The sequence below is a fragment of the Blautia sp. MSK.20.85 genome (assembly GCF_013317245.1).
Lineage (GTDB): Bacteria > Bacillota > Clostridia > Lachnospirales > Lachnospiraceae > Blautia_A.
Window position 1 is genome coordinate 1 of sequence record NZ_JAAIUN010000019.1, and the last position, 24,297, is coordinate 24,297.

19 protein-coding genes and 1 tRNA gene are annotated in these 24,297 nt (G+C 42.7%); 10 read left to right on the top strand and 10 right to left on the bottom strand.

Annotated features, from left to right (window positions below; genetic code table 11):
• Positions 1–303: 303 nt before the first annotated feature.
• The 10 genes from G5B12_RS10870 to G5B12_RS10915 form a co-directional block, all read right to left on the bottom strand.
• Positions 304–2,205: a response regulator transcription factor gene (locus G5B12_RS10870; protein WP_174088232.1), complete on the bottom strand. Its 1,902-nt coding sequence runs from the start codon at positions 2,203–2,205 to the stop codon at positions 304–306.
• Positions 2,206–2,631: 426 nt separating this feature from the next.
• Positions 2,632–3,255, bottom strand: coding sequence for a V-type ATP synthase subunit D (locus G5B12_RS10875; RefSeq protein ID WP_118062566.1), 624 nt, complete (start codon positions 3,253–3,255; stop codon positions 2,632–2,634).
• A 12-nt stretch (positions 3,256–3,267) separates the two neighbouring features.
• Positions 3,268–4,650 (bottom strand): V-type ATP synthase subunit B, encoded by a 1,383-nt coding sequence (locus G5B12_RS10880; protein WP_118071946.1) that lies wholly within the window; start codon positions 4,648–4,650, stop codon positions 3,268–3,270.
• 15 nt (positions 4,651–4,665) lie between these two features.
• On the bottom strand, positions 4,666–6,435 hold the full coding sequence (locus G5B12_RS10885) for a V-type ATP synthase subunit A (RefSeq protein WP_021976334.1): 1,770 nt from the start codon (positions 6,433–6,435) through the stop codon (positions 4,666–4,668).
• Positions 6,428–7,015, bottom strand: a complete 588-nt coding sequence (locus tag G5B12_RS10890) for a V-type ATP synthase subunit E (protein ID WP_021976333.1) — start codon at positions 7,013–7,015, stop codon at positions 6,428–6,430. Before G5B12_RS10890 ends, G5B12_RS10885 begins: the two co-directional genes overlap by 8 nt.
• A 12-nt stretch (positions 7,016–7,027) precedes the next feature.
• On the bottom strand, positions 7,028–7,336 hold the full coding sequence (locus G5B12_RS10895) for a V-type ATP synthase subunit F (protein ID WP_021653137.1): 309 nt from the start codon (positions 7,334–7,336) through the stop codon (positions 7,028–7,030).
• 1 nt (position 7,337) lies between these two features.
• Entirely contained in the window at positions 7,338–7,769 is a 432-nt protein-coding gene (locus G5B12_RS10900) for an ATP synthase subunit C (RefSeq protein ID WP_174088234.1), read from the bottom strand.
• Positions 7,770–7,836: 67 nt separating this feature from the next.
• On the bottom strand, positions 7,837–9,777 hold the full coding sequence (locus G5B12_RS10905) for a V-type ATP synthase subunit I (RefSeq protein ID WP_174088236.1): 1,941 nt from the start codon (positions 9,775–9,777) through the stop codon (positions 7,837–7,839).
• 18 nt (positions 9,778–9,795) lie between these two features.
• Positions 9,796–10,839 (bottom strand): V0D/AC39 family V-type ATPase subunit, encoded by a 1,044-nt coding sequence (locus G5B12_RS10910; RefSeq protein ID WP_174088237.1) that lies wholly within the window; start codon positions 10,837–10,839, stop codon positions 9,796–9,798.
• 19 nt (positions 10,840–10,858) lie between these two features.
• Entirely contained in the window at positions 10,859–11,179 is a 321-nt protein-coding gene (locus tag G5B12_RS10915) for a hypothetical protein (RefSeq protein WP_118062568.1), read from the bottom strand.
• 616 nt (positions 11,180–11,795) lie between these two features.
• On the opposite strand from G5B12_RS10915, the gene trmB reads away from it, so the two are divergent.
• From trmB to cas8c, 10 genes are all read left to right on the top strand, one after another.
• The gene (gene trmB / locus G5B12_RS10920; RefSeq protein ID WP_021976327.1) at positions 11,796–12,452 is read left to right on the top strand and encodes a tRNA (guanosine(46)-N7)-methyltransferase TrmB; all 657 of its coding nucleotides are present in this window, start codon (positions 11,796–11,798) and stop codon (positions 12,450–12,452) included.
• A gap of 10 nt (positions 12,453–12,462) precedes the next feature.
• Complete coding sequence (locus G5B12_RS10925) at positions 12,463–13,791, top strand: MATE family efflux transporter (RefSeq protein WP_174088239.1); 1,329 nt, start codon at positions 12,463–12,465, stop codon at positions 13,789–13,791.
• Positions 13,792–13,999: 208 nt separating this feature from the next.
• Entirely contained in the window at positions 14,000–14,173 is a 174-nt protein-coding gene (locus G5B12_RS10930) for a hypothetical protein (protein ID WP_161206342.1), read from the top strand.
• A gap of 87 nt (positions 14,174–14,260) precedes the next feature.
• Positions 14,261–14,333, top strand: a tRNA-Lys gene (locus G5B12_RS10935).
• 738 nt (positions 14,334–15,071) lie between these two features.
• Positions 15,072–16,613 carry an alanine/glycine:cation symporter family protein gene (locus tag G5B12_RS10940; protein ID WP_021976325.1) on the top strand — a complete coding sequence of 514 codons (1,542 nt, stop codon included), beginning with the start codon at positions 15,072–15,074 and terminating at the stop codon, positions 16,611–16,613.
• A 120-nt stretch (positions 16,614–16,733) separates the two neighbouring features.
• On the top strand, positions 16,734–18,311 hold the full coding sequence (gene guaA / locus G5B12_RS10945; RefSeq protein WP_118062570.1) for a glutamine-hydrolyzing GMP synthase: 1,578 nt from the start codon (positions 16,734–16,736) through the stop codon (positions 18,309–18,311).
• A 450-nt stretch (positions 18,312–18,761) separates the two neighbouring features.
• Positions 18,762–19,031, top strand: a complete 270-nt coding sequence (locus G5B12_RS10950; protein ID WP_174088241.1) for a DUF3892 domain-containing protein — start codon at positions 18,762–18,764, stop codon at positions 19,029–19,031.
• Between the two features lie 156 nt (positions 19,032–19,187).
• Positions 19,188–21,641 carry a CRISPR-associated helicase Cas3' gene (gene cas3, locus G5B12_RS10955; RefSeq protein ID WP_174088243.1) on the top strand — a complete coding sequence of 818 codons (2,454 nt, stop codon included), beginning with the start codon at positions 19,188–19,190 and terminating at the stop codon, positions 21,639–21,641.
• Positions 21,642–21,655: 14 nt separating this feature from the next.
• A complete protein-coding gene (gene cas5c / locus G5B12_RS10960) occupies positions 21,656–22,393 on the top strand; it encodes a type I-C CRISPR-associated protein Cas5c (RefSeq protein WP_174088245.1) in 738 nt (245 codons plus the stop codon).
• Positions 22,390–24,294 (top strand): type I-C CRISPR-associated protein Cas8c/Csd1, encoded by a 1,905-nt coding sequence (cas8c, locus tag G5B12_RS10965; protein WP_174088247.1) that lies wholly within the window; start codon positions 22,390–22,392, stop codon positions 24,292–24,294. Before cas5c ends, cas8c begins: the two co-directional genes overlap by 4 nt.
• Positions 24,295–24,297 lie beyond the last annotated feature (3 nt).

The following is a 24,297-nucleotide window of genomic DNA, read 5'->3' on the forward strand; positions in this document are numbered from 1 at the left end:
GGACAGGTGGCTCTCGCCACACCGGACTGGCGGCTCTGCCGCACCGTAATATTCATTACACCTGATCGATCTTTGGCGTTTTCGTTTGTTTATGAAACAAGAATAGCATTGCATTGAGCAAAAAGATACAATTGTTTTGGAGAAAAAACAATCATAACGAGCAATGCATACAAAAGATACAATGAAAATATAGAAAAAATGTGCAATATATATAAAACAATTAATTTCTATAATAAAGCGTCAAATAGTGGAAATGTGATTAATGCAACAAAAAAGGGCGTTTAGGCCCTTTTTTGTATGACGTTATTTATTTAGAAGATTTAGTGTTCGGTATTTCCCGGGAGTCATATTTTCAAATTTTTTGAAATATCGGGAATAACTCTGGTCATTTATATAACCTACTTCTTCGGCAATCTGCTTGATAGAGTGGTTGGTAGTGAGAAGCAGTTTTTTTGAAGTTTCGATGCGGTAATGATTCAAAAGGATCGTGAAGGAAGATTGCTTGCTTTCTTTTACAATCTTACATATATAGGAATAGCTGATTCCTATTTTTTCAGCGGCCATGGCGATGTCGAGCTGAGGATTGGCATAATCGGTTTGGATAAGTTCGTTGATCTGAGAGATATATCTATTGGTATCGTTATTCAGATTTTTTAAAGCATTAGAAAATTCTGAACAGATATTACATAAGTATTGACAGATCTCGTCAAATGTGTCGAATTTTGATACCGAAATATAAACAGGTTCTTCACTGTGTGTAATGTCATTAATGGAGAGTCCGTTGTTGGATAAAAACAGTGACAGGTCACTGATCACAGGAAAAATATATTCCAGCTCTGTGTTTTCATCAATCAGGAGTTTGGAACTGAGCTGCTCAAAATAATTTTGAAACTGTTCTGTAATTTCTTCCATAGTGAGCTGGGGATACATTTTTGAAATTTTGGGGATTTTTATCTTGCATCGTTCTCTTTTGGATACAACCTCATCATAAAATGCTACGCATTTTTTTCCAAGAGAAAAACGATAATTGACTGCCTCATTCGCTTCAATATAAGATTGAAGAAGATCTTTAGGCATATCATAAATATTTCCAACGCCTGCAGAGATGGTAATTCCGGAATCGGTTTGGCGATTCATAGTATTAACCAGTGTAATAATCTCGGAAGAGGTAATTTTCTGCTGACAGAGATATGCCAGAACAAATCGGTCATTATCAAAAATAAGTCCTTTACATTGAAGCACTTTTTCGGAGAATTCTGTAGAGGTTGCCTGGATGAGTCCTTTTTTGAAAGCATTGATCTCGGAAGGTGTTTTTTTCGAGGATACTTTTATGTAGTCATCGATGGAAGCAACAACACAGAAGAAACGGTTATTTTCTTGCGGGTCACCTGAAAGGAACGGCTGAAAAAGTGTGTCAAGAGAAGAAATGTTTTTCTCTTTTAATTCATGATATTTATGAGTGAGAGTAGTTACTGCAGTGGAGATATCTTTTATGTTACCGTTGCTTTTTTCCATAGGAATAAATTCCTGTATATCATTGGAAATGGTTATAATCGGAACGCAATATTTCAGTGCGAGCCGATAAGCCATAAATATACAGAGCAAAATGGAAATACTCAGTAATATCAGAATAAAGTACTCCATAGAACGTAAAGACCGGGACAATTGGTCGTCGGTGGTAAAAAGGCTGTATGTAATATGGAGATTTGCAAGGGTTTTATAGCTGGCATAATAAACAGGTGAACTCTGAAAGAGCTGAAAAGAGCTTTCAGATTGTTTTTCATCCATAATTTTTTTGTAAAGTTTGGCATCTTCAGGAGAGGTGTAGTAGGAAGCGATAATGTTCTTTTCAGCTGTATAAATAATATAGGAATAGTCTTGGGTATTGCTTGTGTCCAGAAGATTTTCTTTTTTTATATTAATGAGAACCAAAGCATTACATTTTGGGTGGCTGTTGATTGTGATCGGGACAGCAACGGAAATAATAGTAGGAAAATCGTCCGGGATATAAGAATACTCTGGCTCACAGGGAGTTCGTTCCGGGAGAATATGAACTCCTAATGAATCATGGATACTTTTATAATCTTCCAGCCACGATGTGTCATGAAAATGTTTGACATCAATGGTGCCAATTCCAGAATTAAGAATTTTGCCGGCATTTTCGTTATAAATATAAATGGAATCAATGGCACTGTTTGTCCCCATAAAAGTGTTTAGCTGTTTTTTTATATCATATTCTGTTTGCATGAATTCTGTAGAGGTAATGGCATTCTGACTTTGCCAGGTAATGTAATTTCGTACCCGGTTATCTTCGCTTATGAACATTGCGGTTTCCACGGCATTATCCAGAGTTTTTTTGAAATTTGAACTGGCTGTGAAAAAATAACTTTTTTGTAATTCATTCAAGTTATTATTAAACTTTTTGAATATACTGTGATGTACATAAGCAGTAAACAGAATGATAGGAATAAATGCCATTACCAATAACTCAAAAAGAAAAGTTTTAAAAAGTTTTTTCTTTAGAATCATAAAATGGTATCCTTCCTGAAAAAATAGAAAAATAAAACTGATGCCTGATAAAAAACCTCCTGTAATGTGTAGTATTCACTTTATTACAGGAGGTAATTGTAATTAACTGTTTTGTTTCATACGTTTGATCACCTTCAGACGTGTAAACTCTTCGCGCTCTTTTTCCTCCAGAGCATTAGTGATATCTCTGGTGAGAGTTTCATATCTGGGGATGGTGATGTTTTTCAGGGCGTTGGCACGCTTCTGTGTTTTCTTGATGTTGGTGGCAAGACGGATTGCTGCATTTTCGATCATGGAGAGCTGGATGGATAGCTCTTTTACACGCTCGAAGGCGGCTTTGGCCTCGTCCAGGGACAGCTTGGTGCTGTAGTAGGCGTAGGTAGGAGTATTGCCGGCTTTTTTATCGTATTCCACAAGCGGGATCTCAGTTCCCATGACACTCCTGGTCTTGATCCGGATGGAATTTTCTACAGGAACGGTATGGGAGATCTGATCTACAAAAGCGATTCCGATCTCCATGTTTGCTTTCTGCAAAGCAGCGTAGGCAGTGCGGAAAGTCTCATCGATCTGGGTCTGGATATCCTTTGCCTGGTCGATCAGCTCCATCATTTCACGGATCAGGATATTACGCTTTTTGTCCATAAGCTCATAGCCCTGTCTGGAAAGGGCCAGAGAATTTTTTGCAAGTATGAGATTTCCCTTGGTGGGAAAGGTATTCGGATCCATAAAATCACCTCACTAACGGACGGTTTCTCTGTAATACTGATCCAGAACTTTGGTATCGATACGGTCGAGTTCTTCTCTTGGGAGAAGTCCCAGAAGTTCCCAGCCTTTATCCAGAGTTTCAATGATGCTTCGGTTTTCTGTCTCAGACTGTCCCACAAACTCTGCCTCAAAAGCTTTTCCAAATACAAGGTACTGCTTATCCAGCGGAGAAAGCTCGTCTTCGCCGATAACCGATGCCAGGGCTCTTGCATCGCCTACTTTTGCGTAGCAGGAGAAGAGCTGGTTGGCAACATCCTGATGGTCGGCACGTGTGAAGCCTTCACCGATACCGTCCTTCATCAGACGGGACAGGGACGGCAGAACGTTGATCGGCGGGTAGATCGCCTGTCCATGAAGCTGACGGTCCAGTACGATCTGGCCCTCGGTGATATATCCGGTAAGGTCAGGAATCGGGTGGGTGATGTCGTCGTTTGGCATGGTCAGGATCGGGATCTGGGTTACAGAACCGGTGCCTCCACGGACGATTCCCGCACGCTCGTAAAGAGTTGCCAGTTCACTGTACAGATATCCCGGATAACCTTTTCGGGAAGGAATCTCACCTTTGGAGGAGGAAACCTCTCGCATAGCCTCGCAGAAGGAGGTGATGTCAGTCAGGATAACCAGGATGTGCATGCCTTTTTCAAAAGCAAGATATTCAGCAGCAGTGAGGGCAATCTTCGGTGTCAGAAGACGCTCTACAACCGGGTCGTTGGCAAGGTTCAGAAACATTACAACGTGGTCGGAAGCACCGCTTTCCTCGAAGGTCCTGCGGAAGAATTCGGCTACGTCGTATTTAACGCCCATTGCTGCAAAAACAATAGCGAATTTCTCATCGGAGTCTGCGCCAAGGGAAGCCTGCTGAACGATCTGTGCAGCCAGCTTGTCATGAGGAAGACCGTTTCCGGAAAAGATCGGCAGCTTCTGGCCGCGGATCAGGGTGGTCAGTCCGTCGATGGCGGAGATGCCGGTGTTGATATAGTTTCGCGGATATTCACGGGTTACCGGGTTCAGTGGAAGTCCGTTGATATTCAGGCTGACTTCCGGTGTGATCTCGCTAAGTCCGTCAATGGGCTGGCCGATACCGTTAAAGGTACGTCCCAGGATCTCCGGGGAAAGCCCGATCTCCATAGGATGTCCGGTAAGACGTGTGTGTGTATTGCCGAGGGACATATTATCAGTTCCCTCAAAAACCTGGATAACAGCCTTGTCTTCATAGATTTCCACGATACGGCCGATCTTCTGTGTGCCGTCTTCCATGTGGAATTCCACGATCTCCTCGTAAGATGCGTTTTTGACACCCTCAAGGACAACAAGAGGGCCGTTTATTTCACTCAGGCCAAGATATTCGATTGCCATAAACTGATCCCTCCTTTAACCGTTTCTTTCCAGTACGTTGTCGTAGAAGCGGTCGATATCTTTATGATACTCATCAAAACGTTCCAGTTCTTTGTTTGGAACTTCGTATTTGATGGCGATGATACGTTCGAAGATATTATCCTCTTTCAGTACGGAAACCGGCATGCCACGGTTTACAAGGGCACGGCATTTCTCGTAGAGATAAAGGATGGTTTCCATCATCAGGAACTGTTTTTCCATTGGGACACTGGTGTCCTCCTGGTGAAAAGCGTTCTGCTGCAGGAAGCCCAGACGGATGACTCTGGCAATCTCCAGTGTCAGTTTCTGGTCATCCGGAAGAACGTCGCTTCCGATCAGTTTTACGATTTCCATAAGAGAACTTTCCTGATTGAGGATCGCCATGATCTGGTTTCTGTCGTAGACAAATTTCGGGGAAACATGCTCTCTGTACCAGGGAGTCAGATCCTCCAGATATTCGCTGTAACTGGTCAGCCACTGGATCGCAGGGAAGTGACGGGCATAGGCGAGGGCCTTGTCCAGTCCCCAGAAGCAGCGGACAAAACGCTTGGTATTCTGAGTGACAGGTTCGGAGAAGTCACCGCCCTGAGGGGAAACCGCACCGATAATGGAGACGGAACCTTCTGTTCCGTTCAGGTTCTGCATCATTCCCGCACGCTCATAGAAGGCGGAAAGTTTGCTTGCCAGATATGCAGGGAAACCTTCCTCTGCAGGCATTTCCTCCAGACGTCCAGAAAGCTCACGGAGAGCCTCAGCCCATCGGGATGTGGAGTCTGCCATGATCGCTACGTCGTAACCCATATCACGGTAATATTCTGCAAGGGTAACGCCGGTGTAGATGGAAGCCTCACGGGCTGCAACCGGCATGTTGGAAGTGTTGGCGATCAGGGTGGTTCTGTCCATCATCAGGTTTCCGGATTTCGGGTCGATCAGTTTGCTGAAATCCTCAAGAACCTGTGTCATCTCGTTTCCACGCTCACCACAGCCGATGTAGATGATGATATCTGCGTCAGACCACTTGGCGATCTGGTGCTGGGTCATGGTTTTTCCGGTTCCGAATCCTCCCGGAACAGCAGCAGTGCCGCCCTTGGCAATCGGGAAAAGAGTATCCAGGATACGCTGGCCGGTAAGAAGCGGAACGCTTGCCGGGAAACGTTTGTAGGTCGGTCTCGGCACACGGATCGGCCATTTCTGTGCAAGTGCCAGTTCTTTTTCAGTTCCGTCATCAAGACGAACGGTAACGATGGGTTCCAGAACCGTATAAGCTCCGTCAGGAACGGCATGGATAACAGTTCCGTGTGTGATCGTCGGCGGAACCATGGACTTGTGAAGGATAGAAGCGGTTTCCTGTGTCTCGGCGATAACCGTACCTGCGCCGATGACATCGCCTTCTTTTACTGTAATGTGTGTTTCCCATTTTTTTTCGGTGTCAAGAGAGTCAACGCTGACACCACGGGAAATATATTTTCCAGAGGCCTGTGCAATCTCTGCCAGAGGTCTCTGGATACCATCAAAAATATTGTGGATGATTCCCGGACCAAGGAGAACGGAAATGGCGTCTCCTGTTCCGATCACGGTTTCTCCGGGTTTCAGTCCGGTAGTTTCCTCAAAAACCTGTACGGTGGTCATATGTTTCTTAAGACCTATGACTTCGCCTACCAGTTTTTCAGGGCCTACATAGACCATCTCGGAGATCTTGAATCCGGTGTCGCCCTTTAAGTAGATAACAGGACCGTTAACACCGTAGATAATACCTGTTTTACTCATGTGCTGGACCTCCGTCAAATTTGAATTCTCTGTAAGCTGCCTGGTAACCTTCCTCAAAGGAATTGTCTATGAGGATGTTTTTTTCAGGGATGATCGCCTTGATTCCGCCGATAAAGGACTCGTCGGAAAGCTTCAGCGGAAAGCCGGTTTTTACAGTGAGAGATTTCAGACGAGGTTCATCTTCTTTTGAAAGATAGATCTGGATCTCATCGTGTTCCGCGAAGCAGACAGCTTCTTCAATTTTTGTACAAAGATATTCTTCATAACGGGAAGATTCCATGAATTTCAGGATCTGTTCCCGGACTTCAGCAAAAAGTTTTTCTTTTAAGCGGCTCTGTCTGGCAGTCCAGTCACGCCGGATGTGAAGCTGCTCTGCGGAAAGTGCCTTGTTGATCTCGCGCTTTGCGTTTGCAATCTCGGCTTTGCGGGAGCTGGCGGCGTTTTCCAGAGACATTTTTTTATGTTCCTCCAGTGCGGCATCCAGGGAGTCTTTGTGCTCCTGTACATCTTTTTCCGCCTGACGGCGGGCTTCTTCCACGGAGGTGTCATAGAAGTGCGTAAGCTTCTCTTCAATTGTCATAATATCACCTGCCTATAATTTTAATCCGATGGCCTCGTTTACATAAGAAGTAATGAAATCGGGCCTGCGGCCGGTACCATGTCTGTCAGGAATTTCAATGATGAGAGGTGTTTTATGATGAAGTTTGACATCATCGATGATCTCAGGAAACTCCCGGCCGAATTTTTCGGTCAGGAGTATGATTCCAATCTCTTTGTCTGCGATGGTGCGTTCCAGGGCTTCTTTCAGCTCGTCGTGTTCATGGACGATCACACCTTCTACACCGGCCAGTCTCATTCCTGTCAGAGTATCAATATTGTCACTGATCAGATACATTTTCATATCAAAGTTTACCCAGGATCATGAAGGAGATGATCAGTCCATAAAGAGCAACACCTTCGGCAAGACCTACGAAGATAAGAGATTTACCAAGGATGCTCTGATCCTCACTGATTGCTCCAAGGGCTGCGCTTGCCGCACTGGCAACGGCAATACCACCACCGATACAGGAAAGTCCGGTAACGAGTGCTGCTGCGATGTAACCCATACCTGTTGCAAGGCCTGCGTCAGCGCCTGTAGCAGCCTGTACGGAAGCTCCGCCTGCAAATGTTACGGCAATGGCGACAAGCATGATACTGAAGAAGAAAAAGGCATTGACACCAAGTGCTGTTTTGTAGCGGCCACGGCTTTTTTCGCCGAGAAGATAATAACCAAATGGAAGAATGATGCTGAGTACAAGTGCAACTGCGATTGTGATCTGTGTAATGACTGTCATGATGATGACCTCCTTAATATTCGTTTAATTGGCTGCCTGGATCAGAAGGAGTTCTGACTCTGGCATTTTATTTGTTTTTGGAGCAGAACGGCTCGAATTTCCGGCCGCTGCCTTTGTAAAAACGGCTGAACATTTCGTAATATTCCAGACGGAGTACCTGGATACCTACGATCAGGCCCTCCATGGCGCATACAAACAGGTTTCCGAGAATGATGACGATCCAGTTTGGACTGCCGTTCTCCGCACCCGCAAGCATAAGTACAACTTCCATCATGGCTGCGTGGCTGACTGCAAAAGCGCCGATACGCACGAAGGAGAGTGTATTGGAAAAGTAGCTCAGGATAACCTCAAACAGTTCAAAGATACCCTGTACGATAAACATGCCTTTTTCTTTTGGCATAACCTCGGCTTTTTTCTCTACCAGGTTTGTGAGCGGCTCCTTGAAGAAAATAAGAAGCAGCGGTAAACCGAACATAATGGCAAGAACTGCACCGCCAGGAACTGCATGCCCGGATACAAAAAGTCCGATGCAGAGAACTGCGGAACCATAAAATACAAGTCCTGCCACTGCGTTGGTGTCGAACCAGGTTTTTTCAACATCGTGCATCTTAAAGGAATTGATGATGTTGAAAACCATGCACATGAGGATGATTCCCATGCCGAAGCCGATGGCAACGATAAATACGGTATTCAGTTTTCCGATAAAAGGTATGGTCGTCATACTGTCTACGGGCCGCAGCCACAAAGCAGGTATGAGATCCTCAAATCCAAAGACACTTCCGAACATCAGGCCGAAGAATGTGGAAAAGACTCCGGCGCAGCTGATGATTCCGGCAAGATCGATATGTTTCCGTTTGTACAGGAACAATCCTCCGATAAAGAGCAGGAGCCCCTGTCCTGCATCACCGAACATGGCTCCGAAGATAAAGGAGTAGGTGATGGCAACGAACCAGGTGGGGTCCATTTCACCGTAAGCAGGAAGTCCGTACATTTTTACGTACATTTCAAATGGTTTGAAAAGTTTTGGATTTTTCAGTTTGGTTGGCGGCTGATGGCTTGGGTCATGTTCCAGTGTGGAGGTATCTTCTCCGTCAACCAGACAGAAGATCCTCTCATCAGAAGCGATGTCCGCCTGAAAAGCCCTCGTGTCGGCTTCTGTCATCCAACCGCAGAGAATGTAAAAATTCTCATGTTTTCCGGTACATGCAGCAGCTTTTCGTACATCGAAGTTTCTGGAAAACTGTCGAAGTGTATTTCTGACAGAAACAATGGTTTCAGCTTTATCTGAGAGAAATCGCTGGTATTTTTGCTTCTGTGTTTCCAGGTGTTTCATGGCTTCTTCGTATTGGCTGCTCACGGTGGAAAAAGCCTGATGCGCTGTTCCGGTGTAATTATCCGGCACAAAAATCTTCTCAAAATGCATGGAAGCGTAAGCTGCATCGATCTTACGAGCCTCATGCTTCGGCACAAAGTAGACGCCCCAGACATACTGATCGTCTTCATCGCATTTGAGGAAGATGGTGTTCAGATTGTCGTAAATATATTTCTTGAATTTCTCATAATACTGTTTTTCGATACGTCCGAAATGAAAATGAATATATTTCAGATGCAGGATAGAGGAAATATCATAATTGATATTTCGGAATGGACGTATGATACGCAGAGATTCTTCCAGTGAAGAACATTTCTCTTCCAATTCTGCCTGTTCTTGCTGGAGCTGATCCGCCTGAGAGCGGATCTCCTTTACTGTGGAAAGTGCTTTTTCAATACCAGGACTTTCGCCGGAAGCGGCAGGAGGGCTTTTCAGCTCTTCATAAATGGCATTGATGGAATTCAGCGCATCTCTGTAAGGGTTGACCTCAAGAAAAGGTGTCAGGTTTTCTACTGTGGTCAGTTCAGAGAGTGCGTTCTCCAGATGAATTTCGTACTTGCACAGGTAGGTGTTTACAACCCGGTCGATATCTGCCTTCGGACCGGTGATGCTTAGAAAATTCATTTTTTCAATCACGTTGCTACCTCCTGGTTATTAACCGTTGCGTATATAACGCAGGGATTGTTCTGGGTCCACGCCATAGCGCACGCATTCAAGGGCAATGGTCAGACGGTTGACTTCATGTTCTTTGTGATATAAATAGGAATAGATGACTGCTACGGAATAGGGATCCTTGCGTGCTTCCTGTTCCAGTATGCTACGAAGAATATAGTTATAAAATTCTTCCAGACTGGCAACGGTCAGCTGTTCGTATTTCTTACCATAATAAGTTCCATTGAAGATACGACGGAACTCTTCTGGTGTAGGGGCCTCCACAAGGGTGGTGATCTCCTCTTTGCGGAGCTTGTAGTTCATGGGGACCAGCAATGCGTAAATAGCAGCCGGTTCCATCTGAAAGCAGCGTTTGGAGCGCTGGATGAACTGCAGGTTCAGCATATCGAATTTTTCACCGTAAGCCTTGGTGATCTGTTTCAGATCGTTACCTTTGAAAAGCTTCTTCCGCACATTCCAGATCTGTGAAAAATACGAAAGGTCAAGTGCCATGCCGAAGTCAAAAAGCGTGGCATTTCCACGTTCGTTGACCTGAGACAGCGGAATAAAAAAATCATTTCCCTTCAGTGCCGCAATGAATTCATCCATATTGGTGCAGGCGGTAAGCCTGTCAATGTCCAGCTTGGAATGATGTCTGAAAAAATCGCGGTAGGGAGAAATATCTACGGGATCGGTGTCCCGGTGGTCAAAGAGATTCGTCATGATTTCTTTCAGGACGCGGATCTCATAACGCTTCGAGTAAAGCGACAGGAACGTTCGCTGTTCCTGATTTGCAAAGTGGTAAAGCCTTGAAAAATTCAGGAAGATGGATTTCTTCAGGAGTTTTTCTATCTGTCCGCGGTGAAGATCATTTTCATCGAGACCGGACCAGATATTCTGATATTCGGGAGTCCGTTTCAGGTAGGCTGTTACCTGGGGGACATTGGGAAGCTGAACGATTTCTTCCAGCTGCTCAGCTGTCACAAGACGGCTCTGCATGGCTCGGATCTTAGTGGAGAGTCCGCTGTATGAGAGGACAGTGCCCATTGAATCACTTCCTTTCCCTTCAGGTTTCGGTGATGCCTGTTATTTTCTGAAACAGCTCACTGCAAAGACTTTCGTGATTGGCTTCGTAATAGGCGTCCAGCCTGGACAGCTGGTCTTCGGTTTCTGTGCGAAGCTCATTGATCCGGGCGTCTTTCTCGCGTGCCAGATCTTCACGGATCTTCTGGATCTCAGTGCCGGTTTCTTTTTCAAGTGCGGCATCGAATTCCCTGGTCTGTTTTTCTGCTTCTTCCGAGAGAGCCTTTTTTTGTCGCGCAGCGTCCTGCATGATGGCATTGGCTGTGGCTTCGATTTCCGAAAGCTTATTTAGGATTTGTTCCATAGTGCCCTCCTTGTTTGGTTATTGTTTATAATTGATTTTTATATGATACACCTTTTTTATGGTAAAAACAACTAAAAAGTTGTTAAATTTTTTGCAAAGTTTGAATAAATATGTTCAAAAAAAGACGGAAAAAGAATATTTGTTTATTAGACGATATATTCTTTTTTGGGGAAAAATGAAAACCGCAAAGGGGCCGTAAAGCCACGGCCCCTCTGCACACCCCTCGGGCTTTTTTTTAAAGGAGTTCTTGGTTGTGGTGACGGGAGGTTGTTGACTTGTGGTTGTATTCTGCGGTGTTGGGATGTGGGAGGTTGTGCCGATAGGGTGGTAAGGGGACGGCGAGGCGTTTTGCTGTTGCCTGGATTGAGGGTTGATAAATTTTTTTATTTTTTGCTTGCGATAGCAGGCAAATTGCATGTATAGTTGAGTATTGGGACGTCTTGTGAATGAGTATTTTTGGGAATGATGGTAAATGAGAAAGTTTATCATATTTATGAGGGCGTTCTGGTTTATGCGGTTGGTGAGAGGGTGGATAGATGTGTCTGACTGGGATTGCTGGCTGCGGAAAGTTATGATTTGAGTTGTATATTATAAGAAGATTAATTGGAGGTTGTTTATGAGATTGCGTAATATTCCCGGGGCGAAGGATGCTATTTTGGAGTGTGACTGGGTGATTGATGAGCCGGAGAGGTTTAAGGGGAAGTGGGAGAGTGTTTTTGGGGAGAAGAGACCGCTTTTTCTTGAGGTTGGCATGGGAAAAGGGCGTTTTCTGATGGATATGGCGCGCCTGCATCCTGAGAGGAATTTTGTTGGAATTGAGATGTATGACAGCGTGCTGCTCCGGGCACTGCAGAAGAGGGAGGAGCTTGAGGAAGCCGGGGAAAAGTTTTCCAATCTTGTGTTTATCCGTGTGGATGCAAGGCTCTTACCGGAGATTTTTGAGAAGGATGAGGTTGACGGGATTTATCTGAATTTTTCCGACCCGTGGCCTAAGGCCCGTCATGCCAAGAGAAGGCTGACTTCCAGGGAGTTTCTGAAGAGATATGAGCAGGTCCTGAAGAAAGAGGGGGCTGTGGAATTTAAGACGGATAACCGTGGGTTATTTGAGTTTTCTCTGGAAGAGGTGAAGGAGTCCGACTGGAATCTGGAGGTTTGTACATTTGATCTGCATCATGATGAGGAACTGGTTAAGGGAAATGTGATGACAGAGTATGAGGAGAAGTTTTCTTCCATGGGTAATCCGATCTGCAAGATGGTGATCAGACAGAAATAGAGGCGATAAAATGCAGGAAGAGATTTTTGAAAAGTATCCGATTCCGAAGGCGTATTTTAAGCTGGCGCTTCCGGTTGTGTTCAGTATGGTGATTTCGCTGATCTATAATATGGTAGATACTTATTTTATTGCGGGAACCGGGAATACGGATCTGGTGGCGGGTGTTGCTCTGGGTACACCGATCTTTACGCTGATGATCGCCCTTGGAGATATTTTTGGCCTGGGCGGAAGTTCTTTTATTTCCAGGCTTTTCGGGGAAAAGAAATTCGAGGATGCGAAGAGGATCAGTGTGTTCAGTTTTTATGGGGCCATTGTCTGCGGTGTGGTGGTTACCGTTGTTCTGATGCTTTTGCGAAGACCTATTCTGGGGTTGCTGGGTGCAAGTGAGGCAACCTGGGAGTATGCTTCTCAGTATTATACCTGTATCGCACTGGGCGCTCCGTTTATCATTGTGGCGTTGACGCCGTCCAATCAGCTGCGGACAGAAGGTTTTGCGACGGCATCCATGATCGGTTCGGTGCTTGGTGCGGTTGTGAATATCATTCTGGATCCGGTGATGATCTTCGGGCTTGGCTGGGGTGCGGCAGGTGCTGCCACAGCTACGGTGATCGGAAATGTATGTACGGATATTTTTTTCGTGTGGTTTCTTATTAAGAAGAGCAGAAATCTCTCTGTGAACCCTAAGGGATTTCATATTTCAGGGGCGGAAATCGGAGCAGTTTTTGCAATTGGGATTCCGGCGTCGGTGACAAATCTGATGCAGAGTATCGGGATTGCTCTTACCAACCGTGCGTTGTTGGGATTCGGTGATGATAAAGTTGCGGCTATGGGTATCGTCATGAAGATCAATATGATCGCGGCGCTGGTGCTTGTTGGCTTTGCTTTTGGCGGGCAGCCGCTGATCGGGTACAATTATGGTGCGAAAAACCGCGAGAGACTGAAGGGAACGCTGAAATTTGCCTATCTGTTTGAGGGCGGGCTGGCTCTTGTCCTGATGGCTGTACTTGGATTTTTTGCCCCGCAGCTGGTGCGGATCTTTATGAGTGACCCTGCGGTTGTGGAAAACGGCGCACTGATGCTGCGCCTGCAGCTTGCAGGTATGATGTTCATGGGAATTGTGCTGATCAGTACCTGTACTTTCCAGTCCGCAGGACAGGCAGTGGGAGCATTTCTTCTGTCCGTCAGCAGGCAGGGCGTGATCTTTGCCATTGTACTGAATGTGGCGCTTCGGGTTGCAGGATATCAGGGGGTGCTTGCGTCTCAGGCGGTTTCCGATCTGTTGACTGCACTGCTTGCAGTGGTGTTGGTTCTCCGATGGTGGAAGTCTGTGGAGTTTTAACCAAATCAAGTAAGTCCCCTGCGGGGTTGCGACATTTATTGTGAATAAGATTTTTTTCAGGCTGATCGGGAAACTGATCGGCCTGTTTTCATATAATAAATAAGGAAAAGAGGAACGTAAAGTGGTATGTAAATGTTTGGTTTGTTCAGGCGCAGGCTCATGATCTTACCAGGAATCTGCCGAATATGGGAAAGGGGAGAAAGAAAACTTGAAAAAAAGAAAATCCGGTTCATTCCGACGAAATCTCAACAGTGTAAACCGCAGCATCAACAATCAGGCAGCCCAGATCAGAAATTCGCTGTCAGAAATAGAAAAAACACTGAACAAAATTGCATCAAATGAAGATACAAAAAATAAAAAAGATAAAAATAAAAAAAATTAAAAAAAGGTGTTGACTTTCACCGAACCATAACGTATAATACAACATGTCTTGAGGAACGAAACAAACGAAAGACAAACAATTAAATATGCGTTTTTAGCTCAGTTGGTAGAGCACCTGACTCTTAATCAGGGTGTCCAGGGTTCGAACCCCTGAAGACGCACTAAAAGCACTGTTTTTGCAGACATGGGAGCTGCGGGGACGGTGTTTTTTTGTGCTTAAAATCAGTGTTTATGCGTGTTACGGAATTTTTGAGGTTTTGTCTGGACGGAGTGAAATGAAACGAAATCGGGGTAAAATTGGGAAACAGTAAAATGCCGATCATCAGATGTGATCAGAGTGTCCGATTTAGACACCATGATTATAGGTATAGATCCTTTTGAATAAAGAAAGGATGGTATACGATGGGAGTTTGTAAGAAGATAAAAAGGAAGGATGATCAGGAGCGGAATGTATGGGAGAATATCTCAGAAAAAAAGGAGGGCCGGGTCTTGGAACGGACCCGGCAGAGTATGAAAAGAAAAATAAGTAATGATCTATAAGATGAAAAAGCTTTGTGCTTTATTTGCTTAATAATATACCGTCAAAATGTGATGGAACTGTGAGAAGCATTTTAAAAATCTGTGATTAAAATCTAAATATCTCATAAAGTCTTATAAAATCCTGCGAAACTTCTCGACTGTTTGTTCAGACTAATCTGCAAGCGGATGTGAAAAATGCCATAAGGATGGAAAATTCTGGAATTTACTCAAAAATACTAAAAATTAAGAGGACTTTTGCAAGGCGATACGGTATAATAAACCATAGCATAAAAATCTGAAGCGGAAATGAAAGGTGACGGATGGGAATGCCTGTCTGTATTCAATTCTGAGACCTTCAGATAAAAAGGGAGGAAATAGCTATGGAGAGAGTGTTTGAGGCGATCAACGGAGTGTTCAGCTTTATCGGTCCACTGTCTGATTTTCTGTGGGATTTTCCTACAAATTTTGACTGGTACAGCAGCATTCCCATTCTGGGAAACATATCCTTTGCGATCATACTGCTTCTTGGATCCGGAATTTTTTTCAGTTTCAGGATTGGGTTCATGCAGGTGACCTATTTTAAAAAAGGAATCCGGACTATGACCGAGAAACGTGTCGTTGAAACAGGAATTTCACCGCTGGCATCGTTTTTCTTAAGTTCGGCCATGCGTGTAGGACCGGGAAATATTCTGGGTGTAACAGGTGCTATTGCAGTGGGCGGCCCGGGAGCTTTGTTCTGGATGTGGATTTCCGCATTTTTCGGAATGGCAGTGGCATATATGGAAGGTGTCCTTGCCCAGATTTTTAAAGAAAAAAAAGACGACGAATTTGTAGGAGGTCTTCCTTTCTATGGAAGAAAACTTCTGGGAAACAAAGTTTGGATCGGAGTTTTTCTTTCCGTATTGTATATTCTGTACGCCCTTTGCTGTCTGCCTGCACAGGGATTTAATGTTGTTTCCTCAGTGGGACGTATGGCAGAGATTGTAACCGGAACAACCATCGCAAGCGGATCTGCCTTCTATTATATAGTAGGAGCACTGATCGTAGTTCTCACAGCAGCCATCGCATTTGGCGGAATCAAAAAAGTTTCCAAATGGACAGATATGATGGTGCCGGTGATGGCGGTGCTCTATATGGTAGTAGTATTACTTCTTATAATATTAAACTTTACCCGCATTCCATATTTCTTCGGAAGCGTTTTTGCAGGAGCATTTAAGCCGGACGCATTCTTTGGCGGTGTTTTTGGAACGGTTCTTGCACAGGGTGTAAAACGAGGCCTGATGTCCAATGAGGCAGGTCAGGGAACTATTACAATGTCAGCGGCGGCAGCAGATGCAAAACACCCATGTGAGCAGGGTGTGATCGCCTCCCTGGGAGTTTTTCTGGATACCATTGTGATCTGCACACTTACCGGATTTGTGGTAGTTATGGCTCATTGCTGGACCGGTGCGGATGCGGAAAACTGGCAGGCTCTTGATAAACTTCCGAAATATACGGAATCTATCGCTGTGCTGACTCCGGGAACTGCAATGAACGGAATCGTTACATTTCTTGTGACATTGTGTTTCTGTCTCTTTGCGTTTACCTGCCTTCTGGGAATGATCAGTTTTTCGGAAATCGCGGCAAATCGTATCCGCAAGGATAAGATCTGCATCAATATTGTACGTTGTATCGGCCTTTTTGTTGCCGCATTTGGAATCCTCTGCAATATTGCAGGACTGGAACTTGGAAATCTCTGGGCGTTTTCTGACCTTGGAAATATTCTGATCGTGTTCTTTAACGTACCGATCGTTTATGTCGGCGCAAAATATGTTTTCCGTGCCACAAAACATTACAAAAAGAATGACGGCACTCCGTTTACATCAGAAGTAATTGGAAGAAATGACTGTGTCTACTGGGATGAGCGGGCGAAAAAACAGTGAAATTTTTTTGCAGAAAATAAAAATTCCGGCGTGAGATAAAATTAGCATTGTAAAAGTGCATACACTCATTTATAATGAGTAACAGATTCTAAAGATGTTATAAACAACAGGAGGAAAGCCTTGAAAAGAGAATTAGTTATTGTCATTGATTTTGGCGGTCAGTACAATCAGCTGGTTGCAAGACGTGTCAGAGAATGCAATGTATATTGCGAAATCTATTCTTACAAGACAGATCTTGAGAAGATTAAAGCGATGAATCCGAAGGGAATCATCCTTACCGGCGGACCAAACAGCTGCTATGAGGCAGATTCACCGACTTACCAGAAAGAATTATTCGAGCTTGGTATTCCGGTACTTGGACTTTGCTACGGAGCACAGCTCATGATGCATGTCCTTGGCGGAAAAGTTGAGAAAGCAGATGTCAGCGAGTACGGCAAGACAGAGCTTCTCATTGATAAAAAAGATTCCAAGATCTTCAAAAACGTATCCGACAAAACAATCTGCTGGATGAGCCATACAGATTACATTTCTCAGGCCGCACCGGGATTCGAGATCGCTGCACATACTGCAGACTGTCCGGTAGCAACTGCACAGAATGAGGAGAAGAAACTGTATGCGATCCAGTTCCATCCGGAAGTACTGCACACAGTTGAAGGAAAGACCATGCTGTCCAACTTCGTACTTGGTGTCTGTGAATGCGCCGGAGACTGGAAGATGGATGCCTTTGTTGAGCACACGATCAAAGAGATCCGTGAGAAAGTCGGCGATGGAAAAGTTCTTCTTGCTCTGTCCGGTGGTGTAGATTCCTCCGTAGCGGCAGGACTTCTTTCCAGAGCGATCGGCAAGCAGCTTACCTGTGTATTCGTAGATCATGGCCTTCTCCGTAAAGATGAGGGTGATGAGGTTGAAGGCGTATTCGGACCGAACGGTCAGTTTGACCTGAACTTTATCCGTGTAAACGCACAGCAGAGATATTACGACAAGCTTGCAGGTGTTACAGAGCCTGAGGCGAAACGTAAGATTATCGGTGAGGAATTTATCCGCATCTTCGAGGAAGAAGCCAAGAAGATCGGCGCCGTAGATTTCCTTGCACAGGGAACTATTTATCCGGACGTTGTAGAGAGCGGTCTCGGTGGAGAATCCGCAGTGATCAAATCTCACCACAACGTAGGAGGACTTCCGGATTTCGTTGATTTCAAAGAAATCATCGAGCCACTCCGTGACCTGTTCAAAGACGAGGTACGTAAAGCTGGTCTTGAACTTGGAATTCCGGAAAGACTGGTATTCCGTCAGCCATTCCCAGGTCCGGGACTTGGAATCCGTATCATCGGAGAAGTCACCGAAGAAAAAGTACGCATCGTACAGGATGCAGACTACATCTACCGTGAAGAAGTCGACAAAGCAGCCGCCGACTACAAAAAAGAACACGGAGAAGACCCATCCTGGATGCCAAACCAGTACTTCGCAGCCCTTACCAATATGCGAAGCGTAGGCGTAATGGGAGACTTCAGAACTTACGATTATGCAGTAGCACTCCGCGCAGTTAAGACCATTGACTTCATGACTGCCGAGTCCGCAGAGATTCCTTATGCAGTACTTAATAAGGTGATGAACCGTATTATCAATGAAGTTAAGGGCGTGAACCGCGTATTCTATGATCTTACTAGTAAGCCGCCTGGTACGATTGAGTTTGAGTAAAGGCAAAAAGACTGAAAAATAGAAAAATTTACAATAAAGGCTGCAGAAATGGATAATTTTTGCAGCCTTTATTTAGTGTCAGATGGAAGTCTGTGAGTTGAAAAATATTATTATATATTTGTTAAGGAAAAAGCAATTGAAAATAGTTCAATTGCTTTTTGAGTTTATATTGTTATTCATTTAGTTATATATTTATATTATTATTAATTTGTTAAAAACTATTGACACGGAAAGATAAAAGGAATATTATAAAGCTGTAATGAAAAAGAGCTACCTAGTACTGGTAATACTAAGTAGCTCATCATAGGAAATGCAATCCAAATAATTTGAATAGCATCCAGCACATCTATTCTAAATTATTTCTCGATTTTTGTAAACCCTTTCTATGATATTTTCATTACAACAATGAATCTGCAGATTCAATAAAAATATCATAAGGAGGCTTTTGTCATGAAAGCAATTAAAATCAAAATGAAGCGTAACTGTAGTAATTCTGGAAATGTACAGGACATTGATTCTATCTATATAGATCAGACAAGTACATACTGGAAGAAATCAGAAGTTTACGACTATCTGCAAAAATTTCCTAAAACCATTACCGTAAATATTTCACCATATCCATATCTTATTCCAGCAGTAAGTTCACAGGGGGAGAAATATGTTCGTTCTGTTGCTAATAATACATTGAAAGATAATTTACTGATGCTGCCGCGTGAATAAAGATTACCGGTTTGCCAGCAAGGCAGATACAAAAACGAACGTTTTTTCGATATCTGCCTTGCGTTAAGACTATAATCTTGATAAAATGTAGTAAAAATACATAAAAAATAAAAATTAAATACTGTAAAAATAGGTATATAATACAAGGAGTACTGAATGAAAGATAAAGAGATAAGTATTCCGGAAACGGAAGAGTGTACACTGGCCCATGTAGACTATGAAACACAAAGAATCCAGTCTATGCAGGAACACGCAGGAAATGTTGCTTTTTTTTCAAGTAATGTCTGTGAACTTCCAGAATTGAAAAACCTTGTAGAATTAGCTGGAAATCTTCATGATGCAGGAAAGCTTGGCACAGAAAACCAGGATGATTTTAAGAACATTCTGAAGCTAGGTGATCAAGTACATAAACATGGACTGGATCACTCTACTGCTGGTGGAAGAATTGCACTTGAATTGATAAAAGAGAGGCCAGTTTCGGAATTTATCAGTACATTGATTTATTTTCATCATGGAATGGAAGATTGCATTAATCTGGAAAATGGCCAGAGCCTGCAGGAACGACGTGTGAAAAAAGAGATTGAGTATGAGTATATCAAAGAAAAATTTTTCCAGATTTATGATATAAAAATGTTGCAGAAATCCGGAGAGGAGGCAATTCAGTCATATCAGGAAATCTTTAATAAGATAAATGAATTTGTTAAAAATCATGATTCTTCAGGAAAAAAGTATGGAAGCAGATATTTTTATCGGGGAATGTATCTGCGGACTGCCTTGTCATTATTGATTGATGGTGACTGGACGGACACGGCATGTTTTTTTCAGGATATTCCTTTATCAAAAAGAATTTCGCAGGAAGAAACTCAGGAAATATGGCAGAAGTGTATACATAATTTTGAAGAGTATTTGAAAAATGAAATTCAAAACAATCCAGATAACGGAAATCAGCTGAACAGTTTCCGACAGGAGATATCTGATTCCTGTCGGAAGGCGGCTGAAACAGATCAGAAACTATATCGTCTGACAGTACCAACTGGTGCCGGGAAAACTCTCAGTAGTCTTCGGTTTGCACTTTATCATGCGAGAAAAGAACAAAAAAATCGTATTATTTATATAGCTCCATTCACATCTATTTTGGAACAGAATGCAGAGGAAATTCGAAAAGCAACTGGACTACCTTCTGCTGTGTTGGAACATCACTGTAATGTGATCTGTGAAGAAGGAGAAGAGGAAAAATATCGAAATCTTACAGAGACCTGGGATTCGCCAATTATTGTAACAACGGCAGTACAGATTTTGAATACGTTATTTTCTGATCAGAAGAGCTGTATTCGCAGAATACATAATTTATGTAACAGTATTATCATATTTGATGAAGTGCAGGCGATTCCGGTTAAATGCACAGAACTTTTTAATTTGGCTGTGAATTTTCTTTCGCAGTTTTGCAGGACAACAGTGGTGTTATGTTCCGCTACACAGCCGACATTGGCTTCTCTTGAAGAAAATAATATCTGTAAGTGTTTGGAGATGTCAGGAGAATCTGAAAAATATGCAAAAGCTTTTAAACGAGTTGAGATTATCGATGAAACAGAAAGATGCTCAGGAGGGATGGAAACAGAAGATTTAAGTGATTTTGCATTGGAAAAAACAGAGGAATATCGAAGCACTTTAGTAATTGTGAATACTACGAAATGTGCATTCGAAGTATTTCAAAAACTGGAAGACAGCTGTACGGAAGAATATGAGATTTTTCATCTGAGTAATAATATGTGCCCACAACATAAACTGGATACTCTGAAAGAAATAAGAAACGCATTAAAAGAAAGATCAAAAAAGATTATTTGTGTGAGTACACAGGTAGTAGAAGCGGGAGTGAATTTTTCTTTCGGGTGTGTCATCCGGTCAAAAGCTGGTCTTGATAATGTTATTCAGGCAGCAGGAAGATGTAACCGTCATAAAGAGCTGGGAAGAATGGGTGCGGTTTATATTGTGCAGATGTCCCGGAAGGCGGAAAAGCTGGAACATTTAAGAGAAATAAAAGATGCACAGGCTGCTTTGCAAAAAGTTCTTCATGATTTTAAACAAGATAAGAAAAAGTTTAATTATGCATTGGATTCAGAAGCTGCCATAAAATTTTATTATTTGGTGTATCATGCACAGTTAAGAAAGTCAGAAACAAAATTTCCAGTTGAAGTATGCAATGTACCTGTAACATTGGTAGACTTGCTGGGAAAAAATCAGATAGGTCAGAATCAATACCAACGAAAACATGAAGAAAAAATGCATATAAAACTTCCACAGGCTTTCCAGACAGCAGGGCAGGAGTTTGAGGTGATTTCTGATAATTATAAGGTGAGTGTTGTAGTTCCTTATGAAATGGAAGCAGAACAGTTGCTAGAAAAATTATCACAAGCAAGGCTGGAAGTAGAGAAGAAAAAAATACTGAGAAAATTGCAGAGATATACGGTCGGTATTTCAGAAACCAGAAAGGGAAAACTGGGAAATGCTATATATGAAAACAGCGAAGGAATTCGGATATTGAGTGATGGATATTATGATAAAAAGGTAGGTGTTGTGGATGAACCAAAGATGGATTTTTGCAACATGTGAAGGTGGTGAGAGAGATGAAAAGATATAGAAATACGATAGAATTTGAAGTATATGGTCCATATGCGCTTTTTTCTGATCCTGTTATGCGTGTTGGTGGAGAAAAAACAAGTTATCATATTCCAACATATGAGGCCTTACGTGGAATTGTGGAAAGTATTTACTGGAAGCCCACGATCATGTGGATCATAGATGCGGTAAGAGTAATGAATCCGATTCAGACAGAAACAAAAGGTATCCGCCCAATTGCATATAATGGAGGTAATGAGCTTGCGTACTATACGTATTTGAAAGATGTGCGTTATCAGGTGAGAGCACACTTTGAAATGAATTGTAATCATCCAGAACTGGAAGAAGACAGAAATGAATATAAACATCATAATATTGCCAAACGGATGGTGAAGCGAGGCGGACGCAGAGATATTTTTCTTGGAACAAGAGAGTGTCAGGCTTTTGAAGAGCCTTGTATATTTGGTGAGGGAGAGAGCTTCTATGATACGATGACCGGAGAAGTAGATTATGGCTTTATGTATCATGGTATAACTTATGCGGACGAAGCTGTTTTAGAAGAAGATAAAGAAAAAATGACAGTACGTTTCTGGAAACCGGTTATGAAGAAAGGAGGAATTATAGAATTTATAAGACCAGAAGAATGTACCCAGAAAAGACACATCAGAGAAATGAAACGTAAAATTTTTGGAAAAGATAATTTCACAGGTTTGCAGGAATTTACCAGTGAGGAGGTGGGAGAGTGAGCTGGGTAAACGAACTCATCGATCTGTATGAGATAAACAGTGACAAAATAGGTGTCATTGAGTATCGGAGAGATATGCCATATGTTCTTTTGCCACCGTTTCATACCACTGTGACTGCACAGATAACAGTGACCATTGATCAGGATGGTAATTTTATAAATGCAGAACTGGTAGATCTTAATGATAAATTGACAATTATACCGGTTACAGAAAAATCAGGAAGCCGTACAGCAGGAAAGGAACCACATCCTTTGTGTGATAATCTCAGGTATCTTGCTGGAGACTATACAAAATATTATAAAGATGATGGAATCTGTCATGAATTATATATTTCCCAGTTGAAAGAATGGGTAGAGTCAGAATACTGTCATGAGAAGGTCAGGGCAATTTATTTATACCTGAAAAAAAATACGCTGATCTTTGATCTGGTTGAGAAAAGGATTATAAAATTGGATGAACAGAATCGGATTGATGATAAAGAAAATATTCAGGGAATTGTACAGACGAAAGCATTTGTACGTTTTATTATTCGTTCGTCAGATTTGGATCTTTTTGAAGTAAAAACAGATGAATGCTGGAAAGACAGAACACTTCAGGATTGCTATATAGATTATGTACGCTCCCGGGAAAAAGAGAAGGGATTGTGCTATCTTACCGGAAATATGGAATCCATTTCCTATCTTCATTCAAAAAAAATCCGTAATGAAGGTGATGGGGCAAAACTGATCTCGTCAAATGACAGTCAGAATTTTACTTATCGGGGACGTTTTGTAAGTAAGGAAGAGGCTTTTGCCGTAGGAAATGAAACATCTCAGAAGATTCATAATGCATTGAAGTGGATCATTCGAAAACAGGGAACATTTTTTGATACGTTAGCAATTGTTACATGGGAATCTAATCGACTGAGTATGCCAAGGTGGAATGTAGATACAGAAATGATCACATCGGAATATGACTGGGATGATGAAGAGGCTGAAGAGGAAGTCATATCAGATGGAAATGCGATTACTGCTGAAAAATTTTACAAAGCACTTCGAGGATATGGAAAAAAGGTAGATAATACATCCGCAATGATCTTACTTGGTTTTGATGCGGCCACACCGGGAAGATTGTCCATGGTTGAGGAGATGACGCTGGATTCTGCGCGATATCTGGAGAATATAAAGAAATGGCATGAGAGCTGCAACTGGATTCATGAGAAATGGAAAGGTAAAGAAAGAATAGAGTTTTCCGGAATGGTTGGCGTTAAAGATGTAGCAGAGATTCTGTTTGGCATAGAAAGTAAAGGCGGACTTGCGATTGCGGACGCAAACGGAAAGAAAATGTATGCGGAAGTTGCGAGAAGATTAATTCCATGTATCTGGAATGGAACCGAAATCCCGCATGATTATGTGAACAGAGCTGTGCTTAAGGCGTCCAATCCATTAACATATAAAGATCGCAAAAATTGGGAAAGGGTTTTAACGTTAGCATGTTCGCTGGTGAAAAAAGATAGAAAAATGGAGGAATGGAATGTGGCATTAGATAAAAATCAAAAAGACAGAAATTATTTATACGGACGTTTACTGGCAGTGGCAGATCGGATTGAATATCGTACTTATGATGATGGAGATAAAGCAAGGGTTACAAATGCAAAAAGATACATGAGTACTTTTTCCCAGAGACCTTTTGAAACATGGAAGGTGATTGAAGAAAATATCCAGCCATATATGAATAAATTGGGGATTGCGGAGAGGCGTTTTTATGAAAATCTGTTAAATGATATTTATGAATTATTTGAAATAGATAGTTTCAAGGATAATAAAAAATTGGATGGTTTATATCTTCTTGGTTTTCACAGCCAGGCTTATGATCTGAAACTGAAAAAGGAAGATTCCAAAGAGAAGGAAGAGGAGGAATAAACG